This window comes from Pseudomonadota bacterium, from assembly GCA_039028935.1.
Taxonomy (GTDB): domain Bacteria; phylum Pseudomonadota; class Gammaproteobacteria; order Steroidobacterales; family SZUA-146; genus SZUA-146.
In genome coordinates this window covers 107,384-128,626 of the sequence record JBCCHD010000001.1, presented here as the reverse complement: position 1 = coordinate 128,626, position 21,243 = coordinate 107,384, and the positions used below count along the sequence as shown (strand labels likewise).

18 protein-coding genes and 1 tRNA gene are annotated in these 21,243 nt (G+C 56.7%); 5 read left to right on the top strand and 14 right to left on the bottom strand.

Translation table 11 applies throughout. The features are described 5' to 3' along the window. The first annotated feature begins 121 nt into the window (after positions 1-121). Positions 122-607, top strand: a complete 486-nt coding sequence (locus AAF465_00510) for a MarR family transcriptional regulator (GenBank protein MEM7081208.1) — start codon at positions 122-124, stop codon at positions 605-607. A gap of 5 nt (positions 608-612) precedes the next feature. Here AAF465_00510 and AAF465_00505 read toward each other — a convergent pair whose 3' ends face one another. Beyond that, on the bottom strand, positions 613-885 hold the full coding sequence (locus AAF465_00505) for a hypothetical protein (GenBank protein ID MEM7081207.1): 273 nt from the start codon (positions 883-885) through the stop codon (positions 613-615). A 359-nt stretch (positions 886-1,244) separates the two neighbouring features. Between AAF465_00505 and AAF465_00500 the strand changes: the two genes are divergently transcribed. From AAF465_00500 to AAF465_00490, 3 genes are all read left to right on the top strand, one after another. Further along, the gene (locus tag AAF465_00500) at positions 1,245-6,080 is read left to right on the top strand and encodes an NAD-glutamate dehydrogenase (GenBank protein ID MEM7081206.1); all 4,836 of its coding nucleotides are present in this window, start codon (positions 1,245-1,247) and stop codon (positions 6,078-6,080) included. A 169-nt stretch (positions 6,081-6,249) separates the two neighbouring features. Next, the gene (locus AAF465_00495) at positions 6,250-6,624 is read left to right on the top strand and encodes a DUF4345 domain-containing protein (protein ID MEM7081205.1); all 375 of its coding nucleotides are present in this window, start codon (positions 6,250-6,252) and stop codon (positions 6,622-6,624) included. A 39-nt stretch (positions 6,625-6,663) separates the two neighbouring features. Next, positions 6,664-7,167 carry an RDD family protein gene (locus AAF465_00490; protein MEM7081204.1) on the top strand — a complete coding sequence of 168 codons (504 nt, stop codon included), beginning with the start codon at positions 6,664-6,666 and terminating at the stop codon, positions 7,165-7,167. 33 nt (positions 7,168-7,200) lie between these two features. Here AAF465_00490 and AAF465_00485 read toward each other — a convergent pair. From AAF465_00485 to AAF465_00460, 6 genes are all read right to left on the bottom strand, one after another. Then, a tRNA-Thr gene (locus AAF465_00485) sits at positions 7,201-7,276 on the bottom strand. 140 nt (positions 7,277-7,416) lie between these two features. Then, entirely contained in the window at positions 7,417-8,238 is an 822-nt protein-coding gene (locus AAF465_00480) for a hypothetical protein (GenBank protein MEM7081203.1), read from the bottom strand. Between the two features lie 28 nt (positions 8,239-8,266). Next, a complete protein-coding gene (locus AAF465_00475; GenBank protein MEM7081202.1) occupies positions 8,267-9,037 on the bottom strand; it encodes a type III pantothenate kinase in 771 nt (256 codons plus the stop codon). Between the two features lie 133 nt (positions 9,038-9,170). Then, a complete protein-coding gene (locus AAF465_00470; GenBank protein ID MEM7081201.1) occupies positions 9,171-10,154 on the bottom strand; it encodes a biotin--[acetyl-CoA-carboxylase] ligase in 984 nt (327 codons plus the stop codon). A gap of 16 nt (positions 10,155-10,170) precedes the next feature. Then, complete coding sequence (plsY, locus tag AAF465_00465) at positions 10,171-10,809, bottom strand: glycerol-3-phosphate 1-O-acyltransferase PlsY (GenBank protein ID MEM7081200.1); 639 nt, start codon at positions 10,807-10,809, stop codon at positions 10,171-10,173. Between the two features lie 50 nt (positions 10,810-10,859). Further along, complete coding sequence (locus tag AAF465_00460) at positions 10,860-11,756, bottom strand: DMT family transporter (protein MEM7081199.1); 897 nt, start codon at positions 11,754-11,756, stop codon at positions 10,860-10,862. 304 nt (positions 11,757-12,060) lie between these two features. Between AAF465_00460 and AAF465_00455 the strand changes: the two genes are divergently transcribed. Beyond that, positions 12,061-12,438, top strand: a complete 378-nt coding sequence (locus AAF465_00455; protein ID MEM7081198.1) for a GTPase — start codon at positions 12,061-12,063, stop codon at positions 12,436-12,438. A 22-nt stretch (positions 12,439-12,460) separates the two neighbouring features. Here the strand turns inward: AAF465_00455 and leuB are convergent, their stop codons facing one another. From leuB to AAF465_00420, 7 genes are all read right to left on the bottom strand, one after another. Next, entirely contained in the window at positions 12,461-13,525 is a 1,065-nt protein-coding gene (gene leuB, locus AAF465_00450) for a 3-isopropylmalate dehydrogenase (GenBank protein MEM7081197.1), read from the bottom strand. After that, positions 13,522-14,097, bottom strand: a complete 576-nt coding sequence (leuD, locus tag AAF465_00445) for a 3-isopropylmalate dehydratase small subunit (protein MEM7081196.1) — start codon at positions 14,095-14,097, stop codon at positions 13,522-13,524. The genes leuB and leuD overlap by 4 nt, the downstream gene beginning before the upstream one ends. 25 nt (positions 14,098-14,122) lie before the next feature. After that, positions 14,123-15,517, bottom strand: coding sequence for a 3-isopropylmalate dehydratase large subunit (leuC, locus tag AAF465_00440; protein MEM7081195.1), 1,395 nt, complete (start codon positions 15,515-15,517; stop codon positions 14,123-14,125). 62 nt (positions 15,518-15,579) lie between these two features. Continuing rightward, positions 15,580-16,539, bottom strand: coding sequence for a branched-chain amino acid transaminase (locus AAF465_00435; protein MEM7081194.1), 960 nt, complete (start codon positions 16,537-16,539; stop codon positions 15,580-15,582). 31 nt (positions 16,540-16,570) lie between these two features. After that, entirely contained in the window at positions 16,571-18,121 is a 1,551-nt protein-coding gene (locus AAF465_00430) for a 2-isopropylmalate synthase (protein ID MEM7081193.1), read from the bottom strand. A gap of 460 nt (positions 18,122-18,581) precedes the next feature. Beyond that, on the bottom strand, positions 18,582-20,336 hold the full coding sequence (locus AAF465_00425; GenBank protein MEM7081192.1) for a PDZ domain-containing protein: 1,755 nt from the start codon (positions 20,334-20,336) through the stop codon (positions 18,582-18,584). A gap of 7 nt (positions 20,337-20,343) precedes the next feature. Then, positions 20,344-21,234 (bottom strand): prohibitin family protein, encoded by an 891-nt coding sequence (locus tag AAF465_00420; GenBank protein ID MEM7081191.1) that lies wholly within the window; start codon positions 21,232-21,234, stop codon positions 20,344-20,346. Positions 21,235-21,243 lie beyond the last annotated feature (9 nt).

Below are 21,243 nucleotides of genomic sequence, written 5' to 3'. Positions count from 1 at the left end.
ATCGACGTGGTTCGTTTTCGGACATATATTGCAGCGCCATCGATGGGATAAGTGTTGTATAGTGGTAACGCGGATGATGGCGCAGGCGTGCTGCCGTTTCAAACTGAACCTCGGAAACACGATGACGAATGACCCACAACTCGACACCCTGATCACGCTGGAAGAGTTCGTGCCCTATCGTTTGGCCACGCTCTCACACAAAATCAGCTCCACCATAGCCGACGCCTATGCCGCACGCTTTGATCTGAACATCCCACAGTGGCGTATTTTCTGCATTCTCGCCCAACACCCCGGGCTGTCCGCCCGTGAGGTAGCCGAGCGCACCGCCATGGACAAAGTCGCCGTTAGTCGCGCGGTCAACCAGTTGCTGGAGCGCGAACTTATCTCTCGGAGTTTTGATGCCGGTGATCGTCGCAAGTCCATTCTCGCGCTCAGCGCCTCGGGAACCGATGTGTACAATCAGGTAGCGCCCTACGCCATCGAGTATGAGCGACGTTTGCTCAGCGGACTCACCGAGGACGATATCTCGGCATTTTATCGCATTGCCGATCTGATGCGCACAGCGGCAGAAAAAATCGAAGGCGAAGAGGCCAAGCAGCGAGGCTGAATCGGCTACTCTGTCGTACGCTTGATCGGCAACAGCTTGATCAGGACAAAACCAAGCGCCGCGGTCAATCCACCACCGAGCAGTAGCGGCCATTGCTCTCGAAACTCAGTGAGCGTCTGACCATTCCAGGTCATCTGTCCCGTGCGCAACGCCTCAATGCCATACGCCACGAAAAACAAACCGCCAGCGATAAGCATCAGAAAGCCAAACGCCTTGCCCAAAAGATTGACCAACAGCCAATAAAACCGCTCGATTTCGGCGCCCCGATTTTCGCTCATTCCACTCCCCACAGGATTCGTTCCGCCGCATTGGCGGGCAACGCGTATCGACTCATGCCGTTAGTGTATCAGTCCGTTTACCTCGTCGGGTTGAAAAGAAGCGGTGTCATATCGGCGCAATAGCGACGACAAAACTCGCTGCTGCTGGGCAGTTTGACGCGACGCCGCATACTCTGGGAACCCTCAAGTTTTGGCTTGAGCAACCGCCAAAGAAACTACGACCGTTAAGCACCGATTCGGCTATACTCCCGAAATGTTTCACACGGAACAAAAGGGCAATGCGGTCCGATTTGGACGGCGACTTATCGTCTTTAGGCTTTAGCAAATTAATGCCGCCATTTACCTACTGAGAGTTGAGCATGCAACGACGTAGCAGCGATTCCAAACAGCGTTTACTCGACAGCCTGGCCAATCACGGAAAGACCAATCGGCCCTCAAACGTCAATATCGATTATTCCACCTTCTTGAGACAGTACTTCCGGTCGGTGACCGCCGAAGACTTGCAGATGCGCACACAAGAGCAACTCGAGGCCGTGGCAAGACTGCATTTGCGAACCGCCCGTAAGCGTGAACCGGATGAGATTGTGATTAAGTTGATCAATCCGGCCGATGACGATCCGCTACTGCCATCCGGCAGAACGATACTGCAAACCGTTTGCACCGATATGTCTTTCGTGATCGACACCATATCGATGGTCATCAGCGAAATGGACTTGGGCATTTACCAAATATTCCATCCGATTCTACGCGTTCAGCGCACACGCGCGAACATCATTAAACATGTGTTCGCTGATGACGAGACTGCCGCCAAATTGCAAGCCGAGTCGTTTGCGCATTTCGAATTCGATCGCGTCGGTGATCCAGCGAGACTCCAGGAGCTTGAAAAACGGATTACCGCCGCACTCAATGACGTCATCGCTTGCACGCGCGACTGGCAGCCCATGCGCAAGAAGGCACTGAGCATCGCTGACGAACTGCGCAGCAGCAAGAGCCCGGTACGCGAAAAGGACCGACTTGAGACCGCCGCCCTGCTCGAGTGGATGGCCGATGACCATTTCACGTTTTTAGGCTATCGGGAATACACGCTAAATCCAGACGATCCGGCCCCAGTGCTGGCCACTGTCCCGCGCTCTGGACTCGGCATTTTGCGTCGTAAGCGACCCAGCACGCGCGCTGACAATCCGAAAATACAGGCGGCTATCGTTAAGCAAATCAATTCGCGTAGCCCGTTGGTTATTACGAAGGCCAATCAGCGCTCAAGCGTCCATCGCAATGTGCATATGGATTATATTGGCGTTAAGCGTTTCGACGAGAATGGCAAGGCGTACAAAGAACAGCGCTTTTTGGGGTTGTTTACGTCCGCCGCGTACAACTTAAGCCCGAAAGACATACCGTATCTGCGCCGCCGAGTGGAGCGCGTGGTCAACAGCTTTAACTTTCCCAAGCACAGTCACGCCGCCAAGCGCCTGACCCATATTCTCGCCGCGTTTCCGCGCGACGAGTTGTTTCAAAGCAGTGTGGAAGACCTCAAGCGCATTAGTGAGGGCGTACTCGGACTGCAGGAGCGTCAGCGTGTCAAACTGTTTATTCGACGCGACCCCTACCGACGCTTTATTTCCTGCATGATTTATGTGCCCAAAGAAAAGTACAACACAGTCGTGCGTGGCAAGATCGAGTCGATATTACTGCACGGCTTTGAAGGCACCAGTATCGAATCAAAAGTGCTCATTACCGAATCGGCATTGGCCAGACTGCAGTGCCGTGTCACCACACCACCCGATCGAACCCGCCGCAGCAATCTCGCCACCATTGAACAGGAGATTGCTGAGGCCGTTCAAACCTGGCGTGGCGGCTTACGCGAAGAACTGATCAGCCGCCTCGGTCCGGCGCAAGGCGCGATGCTATTTGATCGTTACGGCGCCGGTTTCTCGGCGGCTTACGAAGAGGACTTTTCGCCCTATGAAGCCACGTTTGACGTGGAGCGCATCGCGAATATTCTTGATGGCAAATCGATTCAAATGGCGCTTTACCGACCACCTTCGTTTGGTGAGAATCATCTGCGCTTTAAGGTGTTTCAAAAAGACCAGCCAATCTCTATCTCCGATGTCCTACCCATGCTCGAGAACATGGGCATGATCGTGATCAGCGAACGACCTTACCGCTGCCAGGTTGAATCAACCTGCGTATACGTTCAGGAATTCGAGATGCGTCCACATGGCGACGCGACAATCAACCCGGTGGAAATCGGACAGCGCTTCCAAGACACCTTTGAACAAACTTGGCGTGGCAACACCGAGAGCGATGGATTCAACACGCTCGTCGTATCCGCCGGTCTCACTTGGCGCGAGGCGACGCTGCTGCGTGCCTATTGTCGCTACCTTCTACAAACCGGACTGCCGTTTAGTCAGCCCTACATGGAGGAAGTCTTCGGACGTAACCCATCGTTCACACAAGACTGGATGGAAGTGTTTCAACTGAAGTTTGATCCCGATATTTCGACCCGCAATCGCACCAGCGCCGTCGATCGCAAATTAAAGAAACTACGCAAATCAATCAATCAGGTCGAGAGCGCCGACGAAGACCGAATTTTCCGCAGCTTTACCGCCGCACTAGCGGCCACGTTGCGCACGAACTTTTATCAAGCCGACGATGACGGTCAACCCAAACCCTACGTGTCGTTCAAGTTCAATCCGGCGCGAATTCCCGGCCTTCCCAAACCCTTACCGATGTACGAGGTATTCGTTTACTCGTCGCATATGGAGGGTGTGCATCTTCGCGGCGGCAGCGTCGCGCGAGGCGGAATTCGCTGGTCGGATCGACGGGAAGATTTTCGCACCGAAGTGCTTGGACTGATGAAAGCGCAGGTGGTCAAGAATACGGTCATTGTCCCGACCGGCGCAAAAGGCGGTTTTGTCTGCAAGAAACTGCCGGTGGGTGATCGCGACGTCGTGCAACAGGAAGTGATTCGCTGTTACCAAACCCTGATTCGCGGATTATTAGACATCACCGAAAACATCGACGGCGACAAGATCGTGCCGCCCGCGCAGGTCGTGCGGCATGATGGCGATGACCCCTATCTGGTCGTGGCGGCGGATAAAGGCACGGCGACGTTTTCTGACATTGCTAACGGTATCTCGGCCGAATACGGTTTCTGGCTCGACGACGCCTTTGCCTCCGGTGGATCGGTTGGCTACGACCATAAGGGCATGGGCATCACCGCCAAAGGCGCCTGGGAGGCGGTGAAACGGCATTTTCGAGAGATGGGTATCGACACCCAGACCGAGCCCTTCACCGTCGCCGGCATCGGCGACATGGGTGGCGACGTGTTTGGCAACGGCATGTTGCGCTCGGCCACTCTCCGATTGCAAGCCGCATTTAATCACATGCACATATTCATCGACCCCGATCCCGATGCCAAGGCGGGCTACAAAGAGCGACAGCGTCTGTTCGATCTACCGCGATCAACCTGGGAAGACTACGACAGTAAGCTCATCTCAAAAGGGGGCGGTATCTATTCTCGTCGCAGCAAGACGCTGCCACTCAGCGCTCGTGCCAAAGAGATGCTCGACCTCAAAGGCACTAGCGACCCAACGCCGGACGAAGTCATTCGTGCCATCCTCTGTATGCAAGTCGATCTGCTTTGGAATGGTGGCATCGGCACTTACGTCAAGGCGAGCACCGAAACGAACCACGATGCCGGAGACCGCAGCAACGATACTGTGCGGGTCAACGGTCAAGACCTGCGCTGCCGTGTGGTCGGCGAAGGCGGCAATCTTGGGCTTACCCAACATGGGCGCATTGAATATGCGCTCAATGATGGCAAGGTCAATACCGATTTCATCGACAATGCCGGTGGTGTCGATTGTTCCGACCGCGAAGTGAACATTAAAATTCTGCTTAACCTTGCCATGCTGCGCACACGATTATCGATGAAAGAGCGCAACCGCTTACTCGCCAAGATGACCGACGAAGTAGAAACACTGGTGTTACGCGATAACTACTTCCAGACGCAGGCCATCAGCACGCTCGAGAGCGACGCCGTCGCTCGAGCCAATGAGCATATGCAGTTTGTGCGCATGCTCGAACAAAGTGGCGAACTCGATCGCGAACTTGAGTTTCTCCCTACCGACAGTGAGGTGCTGGAGCGACAGCAAAACGGACGCGGCCTCACCCGCCCTGAACTGTCTATTCTGTTGTCTTACGCCAAAATCAATCTGATTAATCAACTGTCAGAATCAACCGAGCTCAACAACAAATTCGCACGCGAAGATTTGGTCAATTATTTCCCCAAGCCTCTGCAGAGGAAGTACCTTAGCCTCATGGCCGATCATCGACTCGCGCATGAGATAATCGCAACGCAAACGGCCAACAGCCTGGTTAACCGTATGGGCCCTACGTTTGTCGTCCGCACACAAGAGGAAACAGGTGCCACCGCGGGCGAAATCGCCAGCGCCTACACGATCGCACGCGAAACACTCAACTTGCGACCAATTTGGCGAGCCGTTGAAGCGCTCGACAACGACATTCAGGCACGCGCTCAGTACCGCATGCTGGCGGAAACCTCTCGCTTGTTGCGCCGCGCCGCGCTGTGGCTTCTGCAACGGCCGCAGTTTGCGGGTGATACCACGCAAGCGATCGGTACGTTCGCCCCAGCCATCGTCAATCTCAGTAAGAACCTCAGCAATTTGCTTCAAGGTGACGGACTAAAGCAGTTTCGAGCGTCGCGCGAAATCTATCTGAACATGGGCGTGAATAAGTCGCTCGCCCATCAGATGGCGGGAATACGCTATCTGTATTCCGGCTACGACATAGCGCAAGCGGCCGTCCAGCTGAAACGTGACGACGAATTTGTGGCCCGCGTTTATTTTGAGCTGACGCGGGGCCTGCGCTTAAGCTGGCTAAGCGAACAGATTGAAAGCCTGCCGGTACGCGGCCGCTGGCAAGCACTCGCGCGCGGCACACTGCGTGAAAATTTGTACGAGATACGCCGTGCCGCCACGGTCAGTGCCGTCAGCGCGGCGAATAAACATCGGCAACAAGGCAGTAGCGACGTGGCCGACGCGTGGTTGGCTTCGCGAGAACGATCGATCTCGCGTGCGCAACGGGTTGTCACGGATATGCGCAGTATGGGTTCGATGGACTTTGCCACGCTGTCCGTTGCGGTTCAGGAGATGCGCAAACTGGTGATCGACTGAATTCGCATCGCTCAGCGGTGCTATCCGAAGCCCAATTCACTTTTCCTGCAGTGCCTCACAACAATTTAGAGCGGCTGGACACTCTTTTTTGGTACTCTGCGTGTTCAACCTGAGCAGCCCGTCGGGTGTTGCGGGTATTGCTCACTGATCGAACAGGGGAGAGCACATCATGGCGGCAAAAGTCGTACTTTGGATTTTCGGATTGAGCTTTTTGGCGTTTGGCGGCTGGGCACTGTTTGATCCGGTCAGTTTTTCCAATCTCGTGCAATTTGAACTGACCAGCAAGCTTGCCACGACCGAAATGCGCGCGTTCTACGGTGGGCTGGAGCTTGGACTCGCCGCGTTTTTTATTCTCGGCGCGCTCAAGCCAGACCTCACCCGCCCCGCTTTGCTGGTGGGCTTGCTCTCCATGGGCACAGTGGCGTGTTCGCGCATTGTGGGCATTATTGTCGACGGCAGCACGGGCTCGCTACTCTACGCCGTATTGGCGATTGAAATCATAGGCGCTCTGGCCTGTTTTTTATCCCTGAAGCCCCGAGGCTAAGGGCCCGCCTCGCGCCGCAAATCCGATCGATCATCTATTGTGACCACCGATTCGACTACCGCCGCAGACGCTCTATCGATCGATTCCGCTCGTGACCCGGATAACTGGCACTACGTGACGTTCTGGCCACGAGTGATGGCCACCTCTGCCGATGTCATTATGGTTGCCGCGCTCGTGACACCCGTACTCATGGTGATTTACGGACCGGGCTACTTGTTTGATGAAACGCTCATTGAGGGTGCCTGGCATGTCATTATCGGCGCCTTGCTTCCAGCCATTGCCGCACTGTGGTTTCTCGCCCATTTTCAGGCTACGCCCGGCAAAATGATGATTCACTCGCAAATCGTCGACCAGCACACAGGGGACACGCCGCGCATACACCAGTTTATCGTCCGCTACCTCACCTTCTCCGTACTCTCGGTGCCACTGTTGGGACTGGGTTGTCTGTGGGTCTTGTGGGATTCACGACGCCAGGGCTGGCACGACAAATTGGCCGGAACCGTCGTCCTCAAACGCGAGGAATGGGAAACCAAAACCCGCTAGAACAGGTGTCGCTTTGTCGCGTCAGTGCGGAAATGGTGCCGGAGAGAAGAATCGAACTCCCAACCTTCGCATTACAAGTGCGCTGCTCTACCAATTGAGCTACTCCGGCATTTCGGCGGCCCAGCGCATTGCGCTAAGCCGGACACGATGTCGATCATCGAGAACGCGATTCTAGCGACTTGAGCCGGCCTGTCAATGATCCACGTCAAACCTCTGACCGCCCGCGGATCACCGATCCAAGCGATTGACTCAGCTGAACACGGCAGGCGCCGGACATTCAATGGCTTCGGTTTTCATTTCTTGGTTAGGATCACTCGGCAGCGCATTCAATTCGAGCGATTTACCCGACTCTAATGACAGATCGATCCAGTACACCAGGCCATCACGACTGCGATTGCGGATCTGGGGTTTCACATCACCCAGTTTGCGCACATTGCCCGCGCGCACCTCGGCGCGCTCAAGATTCGAGAAAAGGCCGAGCGAAATGGTGTTTTTTAGCTCGCCCGATGGTTCGATATAGATGTCCTTAACGCCCTTTTCGCGCAGAGTCTCGACCACCGCTATCGCCGCTTCACGCGTGGGATAAGACGGCAAATGCACCCAATGGCCCACCCAAACCTGCGCTTCTTCAACGCGCTGAGCCGTTTGTACGCCAGCGTCATTGAATAGCGCCGCCGCCTCGGACGCCTGACGCAAACTGGTAAAAGGGCCGACGCCTACGCATCGCTGAGGAAACACCACCGGATCAGCATTGACCAGAAGCGGCGATTCGATGGGCTCAACCGGGTCATCGACCGGCGCCTCCAGGGTCGTGATCTCAGCCACGTCCGAGACCGTCTCGTCCACGGACAGCACATCATCCGCACCGACACGCGGCATAGACACCGCGTCCTGCTCCGAAGCGGCGCCCGGCTCCACCTCGGACTGAGCTACTGGCGATTCGACCAGTTGAAGTCGCGGTAAATCGGCCGGCAAAGCAGCCTGAATACGCGACGGATCGGTGTCAATATTCTTCGACCAAGTGAAATACAAAATATTGAGAAGCAGTAGTCCCAAAATCAGCGCACGCATCGCGTTTTATCCATCCCTTTAGATTGCGTCAGTCTCGGTCTATCTGTAGCCGGGCTGCCAGTCCCAACAATACCAGATCGGGCTCATCGATGACGTCGCAAGTCGCGAATCGCAAAAGCCGTTCACGCGCCCCGCCTGTCGCAAAAACAACCACTTCCCCCTCCAAACGCTCTCGAGTTTCGGCGACGAATCGATCGAGCACAGCGGCGAGACTGAAGGTCGCACCGGCATTCACGGCCGCACCGGTCGACGTACCAAAAACGGTGTCAGGCAACGGCTGATCGGCGTCGCGAATGCGCGCAGTTTGAGTTAATAAGGCTTCTTGCATCAACGTGTAGCCGGGCACAATCACACCACCGAGGTGACGGCCATCGGCGGCCAGCGCATCAAGCGTCAAGGCGGTACCGCAATCGGCGACGCACACGTGCCCCGGATATAACGAGCGCGCGCCAAGCAGCGCTAGCCAGCGATCGACGCCCAATGAACCGTAATCAGAATAGGCTGGTTCAAGCACCGGCAGCGGCTCAACCGCGACGTCACGGACGTCGAGCGTGGGAGCCCGACTGGCCGCCCAAGCCCGAACTCCCTTGGCAACTGCCGACGAGGCAACGCTACCCAGCGCTACGCGTCGAACCGATCCAACGCCCTCCAAAGCGGCCGCAACGCCCCGATCTTCGTCATCGTTATAGTCAGATGAACCGTGTTCGACCAGCACACCGTCGCGCCAAATCGCCCACTTGAGTCGACTGTTGCCCGCGTCAATCAACAGCGTGTCGGCGCTATCGTGCGTTCGCGTCAAAGGGCTCTCCTTTAGTGTTGGCACACGTCGATTTCACAGGATGCGTCATCAATTGGCAATCGCAGCGACCCCGTATGGATGGATCTTGGACCCCCAACACAGGGAGCGGCATGTTTCGATCGGACATCGCGGCTCAGAGACGTTTGCGCACGCGAACGTCGCCGCTCCCCAGCCAACGATCTCCCTCTTCTGTGCGTACGCACAGTTCGCCCTGCGCATTGATGCCTATGGCCGTGCCATGCCGAACGTGTTCTTGATCAAACACCTGCACCGGCTGATGATAAAGATAATCGCGATCTTGCCAACGAGAGACAAACGCAGCGAATCCTTCAGCGGCATGTTCATCCATCGCCGCCAATACGCCTTGAACGAGCGAAGCGGCGAGTTGCGTTCGATCGACGGGCGGGTCGACAAAATCATTCAGTGCAACCGGTCGAAGAGCGGGTAGCCCGTCGCTGTGCGCCGGTGCGTCCGGCGCCACACAATTAACCCCAACACCCACCCGCAACGTGCAAGTAGACCCCTGCAGGGTCGATTCAACCAAGATGCCGCCGACTTTGCCGCCGCCCATTAGGAGATCGTTGGGCCACTTAAGTAAGACCCGATCCGTTAATAACGAATCCAGCACCTCCGCTACGCACACGCCCACAGCAAGTGTAATGGTCGACGCAACCGGCTGCTTAAACTGCTGTGCCACCGTCAGACAAATGCCACCGGCAAACCCCGATGTCCACTTGCGCCCCTGTCGACCCCGGCCGCTGGTTTGAAACTCTGCGAGCGCAAGATTCACTGAACCGTTCTGGGCAAAGGGTTGTGTCAGCACTGCCGAGTTGGTTGATTCGCATAAAGCATACAGCGAGGCTTTGTGTATTCGCGCCGAGTGCGCAGTCAGTGCTCGCTCAAAACGCGCCGAATCGATCAGCTTCAGTTCCGCTGACAACAGGAGGTGCTCATCGACAATCGACAGCTCCGGCACCACCGCCACCAGTGCATCGACCGCCTCAGCAAGTGATGCGTCCGACACGCCCGTCGCGTCGGCTATGGCCTCGCGGCGCGTGAGTTCGCCGGGCGTGAGCGCCTGCAATACTCGGAGCCTCTGATCGACGCGAATGTTCACGCGGCCCGTCGTTGGATCAAGAACGCCGGTTGCGCCAAATCATGGCGCGTTCAAGGCGGTTTTCATTGCCAGCGATCATGCGCTCAATGTTGCCACGATGCGCGACGACCACGAGCACCGCCATAGCCAGCGCAAACCAAAACGGCGTCGACACGTCCGCATAGAGCACCATTGAAAACACAAAGGCCGCCGTCACCGTCAGTATGGTAGACAAGCCCACATAACCCGTCAGAGTCACGCCCAGCAAAAAAACCACTAAGGCCGGCAATATGAGTTTTGGCGCCACGATGCAGTAGGCCCCGATCAAGGTTGCCGCGCCCTTGCCACCCCGAAAATCATGCCAGAAAGGATAGATGTGACCGACCACCGCGGCCGCGCCACACGCTGCGACCACCCAGATGCGCTCCAGTGAGGGGTCAAGCGGCAACCAACCTGCGTGCGGTAGCCAGGCCGCCGCAATAAGCCCCTTACCGACATCAAAAATCGCCACCCCCAACGCAAACACCAATCCCTGCGTACGCAGCGCATTGGTGGCTCCGGCATTGCCGCTGCCCATTTGGCGTATGTCCGTGCCTTTTAAACGGCCCAGCAGCAAGCTGCCCGATAGGGAGCCGAGCAGGTAGGCCAGAAAAATTTTGCAACCAAGTTCAAACACAATGCACCTTCATCAATCCGATCAGAATAGCACAGCGCCAGGCCGTCAAGTTACTGTGGTCGCGCCGGGCGAGAACCGAGAAAAATCGCCATGATCGCAATGGCAGCGCCCATCACCTCCAGCATCGACACGGCGCGGCCAAATATCACCACTCCCCACACGTACGACAGGGTCGGTTGCAGCAGCAGCGCAAGACCAATGTGTACGGTCGGCACGTAGGGGAGCGAGCTTGAAATACACAGCCAGCCCAGCACTTGTCCAACCAGCGCGTAGAGACCGAGCCACGTAAAGTCGGACCAGGATCCAATGGCGAGTGACACGCCTTCAAGCGAGGCGGCGAGAAAAAGGAATAGCGCCGAGAAAAAACTGGCGACACACAAATCGGACGACGCGTTGCGCCGCGGCGCGACCCAACGAGCCTGCCGGAGCGACAACATGTAGCCAGCGTAGGCGACGGCGGTGACCAGACCCAGATACACCCCGGCTCGTGAGGTCGCATCCAGTGTTTGCCAGTCCAGTCCGACGATGAGATACAATCCGAACAGCGCCATCGGAATGGCGACCAGCTGCACTCGCGTCATGCGTTCACCGAACAACAGCACCGCGGCACCGGCCATGACAAACACTTGAAAGTTAGCCAATAGCGTTGATAAGCCAACGCCGACATACACAATCGATTTGTGCCAGGCGTACAAATCAACCGCGAACATTAAGCCCGCTAATGCCAGCCAGCTCAGCGAGCGCCAGCCCGGCACAATAGGCTGACGCTTGATGAGCATCCACATCATGAGAATGAGGCCGCCGAGCATGACGCGCCAAAATGCGCTCGACACGGGTCCCGCTTCCACGAGCAATACGAACACACCGGAGAAACTGATTAGCACTGCACCAAAAATCAAGCGCAGAAGGGCGAGTTTTGGCGAAAACAAAGTGAGAATAAGCGACATGCCGGGACCGGTCATAAAATAGTAAGCGACCACCTATTACGAGGGTCGCGTAAACGTGGTGCACGCGCTCAGACCAAGCTGCCGTTTACCGCGATTGAGAGGCTTTCCTCCAAGGCGAAAAGGCCGCGATCGTACTCAACGTAAACGTCCGCCTCGACTGACGCACAGCGCACCGGCAAAAATACCATGAAGCTCATCGAACAACGAGTGTTTAACGTTTCATTAACGTTGCGCGCTCACCTATTGACGAACGCCAGATGAGCGATACCATGCACAGAGTCCTACTGTTGCCAGGAGCCTGACGGTGGCCAGCCAACCCGATCTCGTTTTTATTTACAACGCCGAATCCGGCTTATTGAATAAACTCAAAGACGCCGTGCATAAGACATTTTCGCCGTCGACGTACCCGTGTAAACTCTGCGACGTGACGTATTCGCCCGTCCACATGCGTGGGCAGTGGCGACGCTTTGTCAACACCCTGCCGATCAACGTCGAATTCTCTTATATTGATCTGATCGAAGCGGCCCACCCCGACGCGCAGCTCGCGTACCCCTCGGCTGTCTTGCGTCAGGCGGGCAAACTGGAACCGTTCATCTCGCAGGAAGAAATGAATCGACCCGATACGATTGATGAGCTCATCGACCTGGTAAATCGGAAACTCTCAGAACGGGCGATACTGTAAATCTGCGCAATCGACTACCGGATTAGTCCTGCAACAGTCGTTCACAAACAGCGCTACCCACCGCTTCGGTCGACAACGCCACGTCCGGTGCCGCAAGATCAGGTGTCACCAAGCTGTCTGTCAAACACGTTTCGAGCACATGCTCCAGCTTGTCGGCCTCGCCGTCTAGGCCGAGTGAGTGGCGCAACAACATCGCGACACTGGCAAGCGTGCCGTATGGATTGGCGATGCCGCGGCCAGCGATGTCTGGCGCCGAGCCGTGAATCGGCTCAAACAAGCCCACACCGCTGCCGTTAAGGGAGGCGGAGGGCAATAAACCGATTGAGCCCGGAATCACCGATGCTTCGTCAGTAAGAATATCGCCAAATAGATTTTCTGTCACAATGACATCGAACGACGCGGGTCGCTGCAGTAAATGCATCGCCGCTGCGTCGACCAGCACATGCTCGAGCGTTACGTGTGGAAACTCACTGGCCATCACCTCGGTGGTTACGGTGCGCCACAGTCGCGATGTCGCCAACACGTTCGCTTTGTCCACCGACACGAGACGCCCACGCCGATTCTCGGCCAGTCTTGCCGCCACGCGCACAATACGCGCCACCTCATCCGCCGAATAGGCGCAGAGGTCGCTCGCCTGCTCGTCGGACTCAACGCGCTCACCAAAGTAAATGCCGCCAGTGAGCTCTCGCACAATGATCATGTCGATGTCTTTGGTCAGCTCCTCGCGCAACGGCGAGTGCCGAATGATCGATGGATGCGTTCGGATGGGTCGAAGGTTTGCAAACAAGCCAAGCTCTGCGCGCAGTCGCAGCAGCCCTTGCTCCGGCCTGACGGTCGCTTTCGGATCAGACCATTTGGGCCCGCCCACCGCGCCCAGCAAGATCGCGTCGCTGCCCTTGCATGCAGCAAGCGTGGATGGCGGTAGTGGATCGCCACAGGCGTCTATGGCTGCACCGCCGATGTCGGCTTGGTCGATGTCAAACGAGCGCCCTGAGCTTTGGCCAATCGCCTCCAGCACCCTAACGGCGACCGCAATAATCTCAGGGCCGATACCATCGCCCGGCAGGACGCAAATTCTGGCGTTCATGCTCGTACCTTTTCAAAGCGCTCTATCGCGGGCAAATGAGACTGCAAAAAACCCAGTTCATCTACGCCGTTCATCAAGCAGTACCGAGAGAAATTGTTGATGTCGAATGGCACCCGTTCGCCGTGCTCAAGTGTGAGCATCCGCGCTCCGAGCGAAATAGTCACATTTGCACCAGGCGACGCGATCAGTGCCGCGTGCACCGCTTCATTCACCACGATCGGCAGTAAGCCGTTCTTGAGCGCATTCGAACGAAAAATATCCGCCATAGACGTACTGATGACCGCTTGAAATCCGTAATCCACTAACGCCCAAGGTGCATGCTCGCGCGACGAACCGCAACCGAAATTATCCCCAGCCACCAGCACCCGGCAACCGCTCGCCTGTTCGGTATTGAGAACAAAATCGGGATTCGGTTCGCCGTCGGGCGTATAACGCCACTCGCTGAACAAATGTTGACCGAGGCCGGACCGCTCTGTTGTCGTCAGAAATCGTGCTGGAATAATCTGATCGGTGTCGATATCCGTGTTGGGCATGACAACCGTTCGAGAGGTAATGGTGTTGATCGCCTTCATCGCCTTTCCTAATTGCCCCCGAGATTCAAGCGAAGACGACGCGCGGGTCCGCCACACAACCCGACACGGCTGCGGCGGCGGCCGTCACAGGACTAGCGAGCAGCGTGCGCGCCCCGACGCCCTGACGTCCTTCGAAATTTCGATTAGAGGTACTCACGGAATATTCGCCGCGACCCACGTTGTCACCGTTCATGCCCAAACACATTGAGCAGCCGGACTCTCGCCATTGCGCACCGGCGGCGATAAAAATACGGTCAAGCCCTTCAGCTTCGGCCTGTCGTTTGGTTGCCTGCGAACCCGGCACGATCAGCATCTTTGTCGAGGACGCCACTTTACGCGAGCGCAACACATCCGCTACCGCCCGCAAATCGCTCATACGCGAATTGGTGCAGCTACCGACAAACACCACATCCACTTTCTGACCCAACAGGGCACGGCCGGGTGTTAAGTTCATGTAGCGCAATGCTTGATCAAAGGTCTTGTCGCCACCCATCGGAATTCGCCCGTCAACCGGCATCACCATGCCGGGATTCGTGCCGTACGTAATCATCGGCTCGATGACACTGGCGTCGATGGAGACCTCACGATCAAAGATCGCGTCGGCATCAGTATGCAGTGTTTTCCAATGGGCGACCGCCTCATCCCACGCTTCCGCGCTGGGGCTCAGTGGCCGCCCAAAAAGATAATCAAACGTCGTTTGGTCCGGCGCGATAAGACCGGCTCGGGCGCCCGCCTCAATCGACATGTTGCATACGGTCATGCGCTCATCCATGTTGAGCGCCTCAATGGCCTCTCCGCGGTATTCGATCACGTGGCCCGTCCCACCGCCCACACCGATTTCACCGATAATGGCGAGAATCAGATCTTTGGCCGTGACACCGGGCGCCAGGCGCCCCTCCACGTTTACGGCCATGGTTTTGGAGCGCTGCTGCAACAGCGTCTGCGTGGCAAACACGTGGCCGACCTCGGTCGTACCGATGCCGAAGGCTAACGCACCAAATGCACCATGCGTGCTTGTGTGGCTATCTCCACACACAATCGTTTTGCCAGGCTGCGTGGCGCCCACTTCCGGCCCGATAACGTGCACGATACCGCGATCGGGACTGTGCAAGTCGTAGAGGGGGATATCGAACTCGCGGCAGTTGGCCAAAAGCTGATGGACCTGTTCTTTGGCAGGTCCATCCGGAAACGCCTCATAGAGTAAGTTCGCCCGAGTGGGTGTGGAATGATCCGGCGTCGCCAATGTGCGGTCCGGTCGGCGCACGCGCAGACCGCGTTCGCGCAGCATCGAAAAGGCCTGCGGCGATGTCACCTCGTGAATGAGATGCAAATCGATATACAGCACCGCCGGGTGATCCTCGGTTGCCGGCACCACCAGATGTTCATCCCAAATCTTTTCGTACAGAGTCTTCGCCGTCATTCGTCTCTTACCGTGGTCAGTGTCATGCGGTCAGTGCGGCCTCGCTCAGCCAGCGGGGCAATCTACCCCGCCACAATGCGCGCGGTGGGTGGCGCAAAGTTGACGGGCGTCAGCCAACCCCATTGGTCCTTGGTCTGACCGTTGAATAAACCAAAAAAGGCGTTTTGCATTTGCTCGGTAATTGGCCCGCGCCGACCTTCACCCACTTTGATTCGGTCGATGGAGCGCACGGGCGTGACTTCCGCCGCCGTGCCGGTCATGAAGACTTCGTCCGCCGCATAGAGCATTTCGCGCGGAATCGATTGCTGCACCATTTCAATGCCGTTCTCTTTCGCCAACTCGATAATGGTGCCGCGAGTAATGCCGCCGAGAATCGATGAGCTGATGTCCGGCGTATAGAGCGTGCCATTCAGCACCAAAAACAGATTTTCACCCGCGCCTTCGCTGACCAGCCCATCCACCGTCAGGCCGATGCCCTCGGTGAAGCCAAGTCGTTTGGCCTCCATACTGATCAGCTGGCTCGATAGATAGTTACCGCCGGCCTTGGCGCCGGCCGGCAATGTATTGGGTGCGGCACGATTCCACGACGAGACGCATACGTCTACGCCTTTCTCGAGACCGTCAGCACCCAAATACGCACCCCACTCCTGCGCGGCAACGACAAATTCAACCGGTGCATCCGGCGCGGGCACCACACCAAAACCGCTGTTGCCGCGAAAAGCGATCGGTCGAATATAGGCCCCGTCGGTCAATTCGTTAGCCGCCAGTACATCGTGGCACGCCTGAAGTGACTCCTCGAGCGTAAACGGGATGTCGATGCGATACACCTTGGCCGAGAAAAAAAGTCGACGCATATGTTCTTCGAGTCGAAAAAACTGCGCGCCATCGGGTGTGCCATAGGCGCGAATACCTTCGAAAACCGAAGAACCGTAGTGGAGCGCGTGCGTCAGCACGTGCACTGTGGCGTGCTCATGGGGCACGAGCTCCCCGTTTTGCCAGATGTATTTTGCGGGCGATGACATAGAGATCTCCTAATAATTTTTCTCTCGCGCTTCAGACCGTCGCAGGTTCGGGCGTGACGGCCGCCACAGCCGGCACCCGATTCAAAGCCTGCAACAACGCGCGAACGCTGGCCTCTATGATATCAGTGTGGAGCCCTGAACCGTGATACTCCGTGTAGTCGTGTTCGATACTAACGGACACATCGCCCTGAGCGTCTTCACCCATAGAGACATTGCGCACGTCGAAATTGCGCAACACGACATTGATCCCAAGTGCCGCTTCAACCGCGCTGAACGCAGCCGCCACAGGACCATCCCCACGTCCGCTAGCATGGGCCTCCGCACCGGATTCATGCTCGAGCCATACTTGCGCCGAGGATGCTTCGCGCGACGCCGAGCTGGTCGTGAGGCGCTTGAGACTCCATGGTCCAGATTGCGACACGTTTCGACGCAGCACAATCGCTTCGATGTCTCGATCAAAAATGTCTTTTTTCTTATCCGCGAGCACCTTGAAATCGTTAAACGCACGCTCGATCTCGCGCTCTTCGATGCGGAATCCCAAATCTTCCACTCTTTGCCGAAACGCGTGTCGTCCGCTGTGCTTGCCCAACACCAAGTGCGAACGGCTAATGCCCACATCTTGGGGCTTCATAATTTCGTACGTCTGTGCGTTCTGCAGCATGCCGTGCTGATGGATGCCGGCCTCGTGTGCAAACGCATTCTCGCCCACAATCGCTTTATTGCGCGGTACGTGCATGCCCGTAGCCTTAGACACCAGCCGACTAACCGGATACAAACGTGTACTGTCGATACTCGTAGCAAGTGGATAAATATCCGGGCGCGTCTTCACCGCCATCACTACCTCTTCGAGCGAGCAGTTGCCGGCGCGCTCACCGATCCCGTTAATGGTGCACTCGACTTGCCGCGCGCCACCTCGTACAGCCGCCAAAGAATTGGCCACCGCCATGCCCAAATCGTCATGGCAATGCACGCTGAGCACAATGTCATCGCGATCCGCCAGCGTTTCGCGAAGGTGCGCAAACACGTCGTAAAATTCGGATGGCACCGTGTAGCCAACGGTGTCGGGAATATTGATTGTGGTGGCGCCCGCGTCCGCGGCCACGCGTACTACCTCAGCCAGAAAGTCATGTTCAGTCCGTGACGCGTCCTCGGGTGAAAATTCCACGTTGTCGCACAGCGATCGCGCGAGCGTCACGCCTTCATGGACACGGCGTAAGATCTCTTCCTTGGCCATGTTGAGCTTGAACTCGCGGTGAATCGCGCTGGTCGCCAAAAACACATGAATTCGCGCGTCCTCTGCGTATTGCAGCGCTTCCCAGGCACGCTCGATGTCCGGCGCATGACTGCGCGCAAGGCCGCAAATCGTGGAGCCCTTGACGGACTTCGCCACTTCTTTCACCGCGTCAAAATCGCCAGGCGAAGCCGCCGGAAAACCCGCTTCAATGATGTCCACGCCCATCCGCGCGAGGCTGGTCGCCACCCGTAGTTTTTCATCGAGACTCATGCTGCAGCCTGGCGCCTGTTCGCCATCGCGCAAAGTGGTATCAAAAATAATCAATCGTTCTGGTTGAGTCGCCGTCATAGTCATCGCCCTAAGGGTGTGTGGACAAAAAAAACCCCGCACTCTTTGTTGGAGAGGCGGGGCTTAGTGTGTTCTGTTTACTTCGCGTGCTCGCCCCGCTCCTAATTAAGAAGGAGAACTAGAAGGTCGAGCAACAGCACACCGCCGGTCAAACCGGGGCCACGTGCTGACAAAGTCTGATCGTTTCGCATCGTTAAAGTATCTAATGAAACCAAAGCGTTACAAGATAATGCCGATAACACCAGTATTTTCTCGGTGTGTCAAGACACGGTTCACAGTTTATGTCGCATGACGAACGATGCCGGTCTTCCTGGTCGCAATGTCGTCAACGAGGGGCGCTTGTCGCGTCGCCGATACACTGAGACACACCAATTGCTTGTCTCGGCGGCAGTGGAGCGGGGTTTTGAGGTTAGGTGTGTTGAGCGGAGGCCGCACGTGGCGGCGATCAACAGGCGGACATTCAGTGTAACTGCAACCAAAGCGCGCGCGACGCCAGCGCTCGATCGTCCGCCTGAGGCGCGTCTGCAATGACCCACCGTGTGGCCGGTCGCTTCTCGAGCACCACGTCAAACTCAATTAATTCGTCGCGCCGAAAGAGATGGACGCGCACACGATCACCGACCGAATACGGCTTGAGCAGTGCGGCCACCTTATCCGCCACCCGCAGACCGTTTATCGCGATCAATGTGTCGCCAGCAGCGAGGCCGGCGCGCTCCGCGCAGCTACCGCGCCGAACCGTTTTAATCTCCGAGGACCCGGCGGCCAGTGTGACACCAAGACTGGTAATCGGCGCGGCCGGTTCACTCGCCGGCATGAGCTGCCATCCAACGCTCTCCAGCAACGCTTCGAGATCAGGCGCTTGTGTATCGCGCACCATAGCGTCAAAAAAGGGCCGCAGATGCAGGCCACTCACCTGCTCGACGACTTCTTCAAAACCGTCCTCCGGGACTCCCACATCACGACTGCCGTAGTGCGACCACATCGCGCGCATCACATCATCAAGCGTCGCGTCGCCGCGCTCACGCAAGGTCAGATCGAGCGCCATCGCAACGAGCGCGCCTTTCGCGTAGTAGCTCACCACGGCGTTAGGCGTATTTTCATCGGGTTTGTAGAACTTAACCCATGCGTCAAAACTCGATTCCGCTAACGATTGATGCCGATGCCCAACCGACGCACGCACACGAGAAATAGTGTTGCTTAGGAGTTCTGCATAGGCCTTTTCGTCGATCACACCCGATCGCACCAACGCCAGATCGTCGTAGTAGCTGGTAACGCCCTCAAAAACCCATAACAGTTCGGTGTAGCTCTCGCCCTCGAGTGCATACGGTGTAAAGACCGCTGGCTTTATGCGTTTGACGTTCCACAAATGAAAGTACTCGTGACTGACTAGCCCAAGGAACTGTCGGTATTTTTTGTCCGCATGACCACTGTGCTTAGGCAGCGCGTCACGCGCGCAGACAAGCGCGGAACTGGCACGATGCTCAAGGCCGCCATAGCCCGAACCTTCTACGCGTGTGAGGAAAAGATAGCGTTCCATAGACGGCAGTTCGCCAAACAAATCCACCTGCGTGCGGCATATGCGCGCGGCATCGTCGGCAAGGCGCGCGGTATCGCAGTGATGACGACCGCTGAGCACAAAATAGTGCGGCACACCGGCCACCTCGAACGGCACGAGATCGAAGCGACCCATTTCGACTGGATGATCGATGAGTTCGGCGTAATTACTCACGCGAAACCGACCAAACCCCCATTCGGACGCCCCATCGCGAGGCAGTGTCGTTGCGACGCGCCAGTCCTTCACCGACACATGTTCGTCAGTCGGCGCATGAATGGTCACCGTGAGGGGCTGCTCTTCACGACCCTCGACTTCAAGGAACACACTCGATCCATTAAAAAAGCCATGCGTGGAATCAAGATGCGCACCACGCACGCTAAGATCGTGCGCGTACACCTCGTACTCAATAACGACCTCACCGTCGCACGGCTCAACCCGCCAGCGTCGCTTATCGTGTTTGCGCACACGAAGAGCACGGCCTGAACAGTGCGCCGTTACCCGCCCCAGATGCTTGGAAAAATCACGCACTAGGTAGCTGCCGGGAATCCACGTCGGCAGCGTGAGATCAAGCCCTTCGCCATCGGTTTGCACGGTGAGCCGCACGTCAAACCGATGGCCGCCAAGCGACGCCGGCGTGATGTCGTAGTGCACGGTACTCATCGGTCGGCTATTTTTCGCCCAGATGCATCAGCGGCAGCGGCATGGGGCTATCGCTGTTAATGAAATACAGCTTGGACGCTGGGTCTTTGGAAATTTCTTTTAGCGACTCCAGCGCTTGAAGCTGAATATAAGCCGGATTTGATGCAATCGCCTCATTGATTTGGCGGATTTCATAGGCCTGTGCATCGGCCAGAATTCGCTGCCGCTTTGCCTGCTCTTCAGCGGCATTACGTTCCGCGGTGGCGGCGGCCACAAGCTGCTGCTGCTCCGTGCGAAAACGCTCGAGCTCGGCCTTTTGTTTCTCAACCTCTTGCTCGCGTTGTTTCTTTTCTTCAATGGCTTTGGTGATAAACGGCGACAGTTGGATATCACGGATCAGAACGGCTTCTACGGCGACGCCTTTCGGCAACATGAACTGGTCCATCCCTGTCAGCAGCGCCGTTTGCAAATTCTGCTGCGTCTCTTCAAGGAAGAAATCTTCTGCCCGACGAATGCTCTTACCCTGTTCGCGCAACAACGAACGGAGCGCTGGCCGCAGATGCACGGCAACGATTTGCTCCATGCTACCTGTGTTTTGCAAAATCAGTGGCGCCTGTGCGCCAATCAATCGATACTGCACGCTAACTTCAAGCTGGGTTTGCAGCTGATCCTGTGAGGGCACGTTCGCCTTTTCAAAATGCGTTTTCATGCGCACATCATAGTCATGCCACTTAAAAAATGGATTGACGGGAATGTGAAGTCCTTCGGGATAGGATTCCGCTGTTACTTTTCCGAACAGCGATGCAACGGCGACGTGACCGGGTTCCACAGCTTTGAAAAAGCGCGCACCAAAGGCGATGAGAATAACAGCAATGATTGCCATCACGACAACAAAATTAGGCAGTCGATTCTTAGCCATAATAAACTC

Coding starts and splice junctions, on each gene's coding strand:
- AAF465_00460 (MEM7081199.1), bottom strand. CDS start 11,756: ATGTCGCTTATTCTCACTTTGTTTTCGCCAAAACTCGCCCTTCTGCGC.
- AAF465_00425 (MEM7081192.1), bottom strand. CDS start 20,336: ATGAGTACCGTGCACTACGACATCACGCCGGCGTCGCTTGGCGGCCAT.
- AAF465_00510 (MEM7081208.1), top strand. CDS start 122: ATGACGAATGACCCACAACTCGACACCCTGATCACGCTGGAAGAGTTC.
- AAF465_00500 (MEM7081206.1), top strand. CDS start 1,245: ATGCAACGACGTAGCAGCGATTCCAAACAGCGTTTACTCGACAGCCTG.
- AAF465_00505 (MEM7081207.1), bottom strand. CDS start 885: ATGAGCGAAAATCGGGGCGCCGAAATCGAGCGGTTTTATTGGCTGTTG.
- AAF465_00420 (MEM7081191.1), bottom strand. CDS start 21,234: ATGGCTAAGAATCGACTGCCTAATTTTGTTGTCGTGATGGCAATCATT.
- AAF465_00430 (MEM7081193.1), bottom strand. CDS start 18,121: ATGACGGCGACTCAACCAGAACGATTGATTATTTTTGATACCACTTTG.
- AAF465_00480 (MEM7081203.1), bottom strand. CDS start 8,238: ATGCGTGCGCTGATTTTGGGACTACTGCTTCTCAATATTTTGTATTTC.
- leuD (MEM7081196.1), bottom strand. CDS start 14,097: ATGAAGGCGATCAACACCATTACCTCTCGAACGGTTGTCATGCCCAAC.
- AAF465_00495 (MEM7081205.1), top strand. CDS start 6,250: ATGGCGGCAAAAGTCGTACTTTGGATTTTCGGATTGAGCTTTTTGGCG.
- leuC (MEM7081195.1), bottom strand. CDS start 15,517: ATGACGGCGAAGACTCTGTACGAAAAGATTTGGGATGAACATCTGGTG.
- AAF465_00435 (MEM7081194.1), bottom strand. CDS start 16,539: ATGTCATCGCCCGCAAAATACATCTGGCAAAACGGGGAGCTCGTGCCC.
- leuB (MEM7081197.1), bottom strand. CDS start 13,525: ATGAACGCCAGAATTTGCGTCCTGCCGGGCGATGGTATCGGCCCTGAG.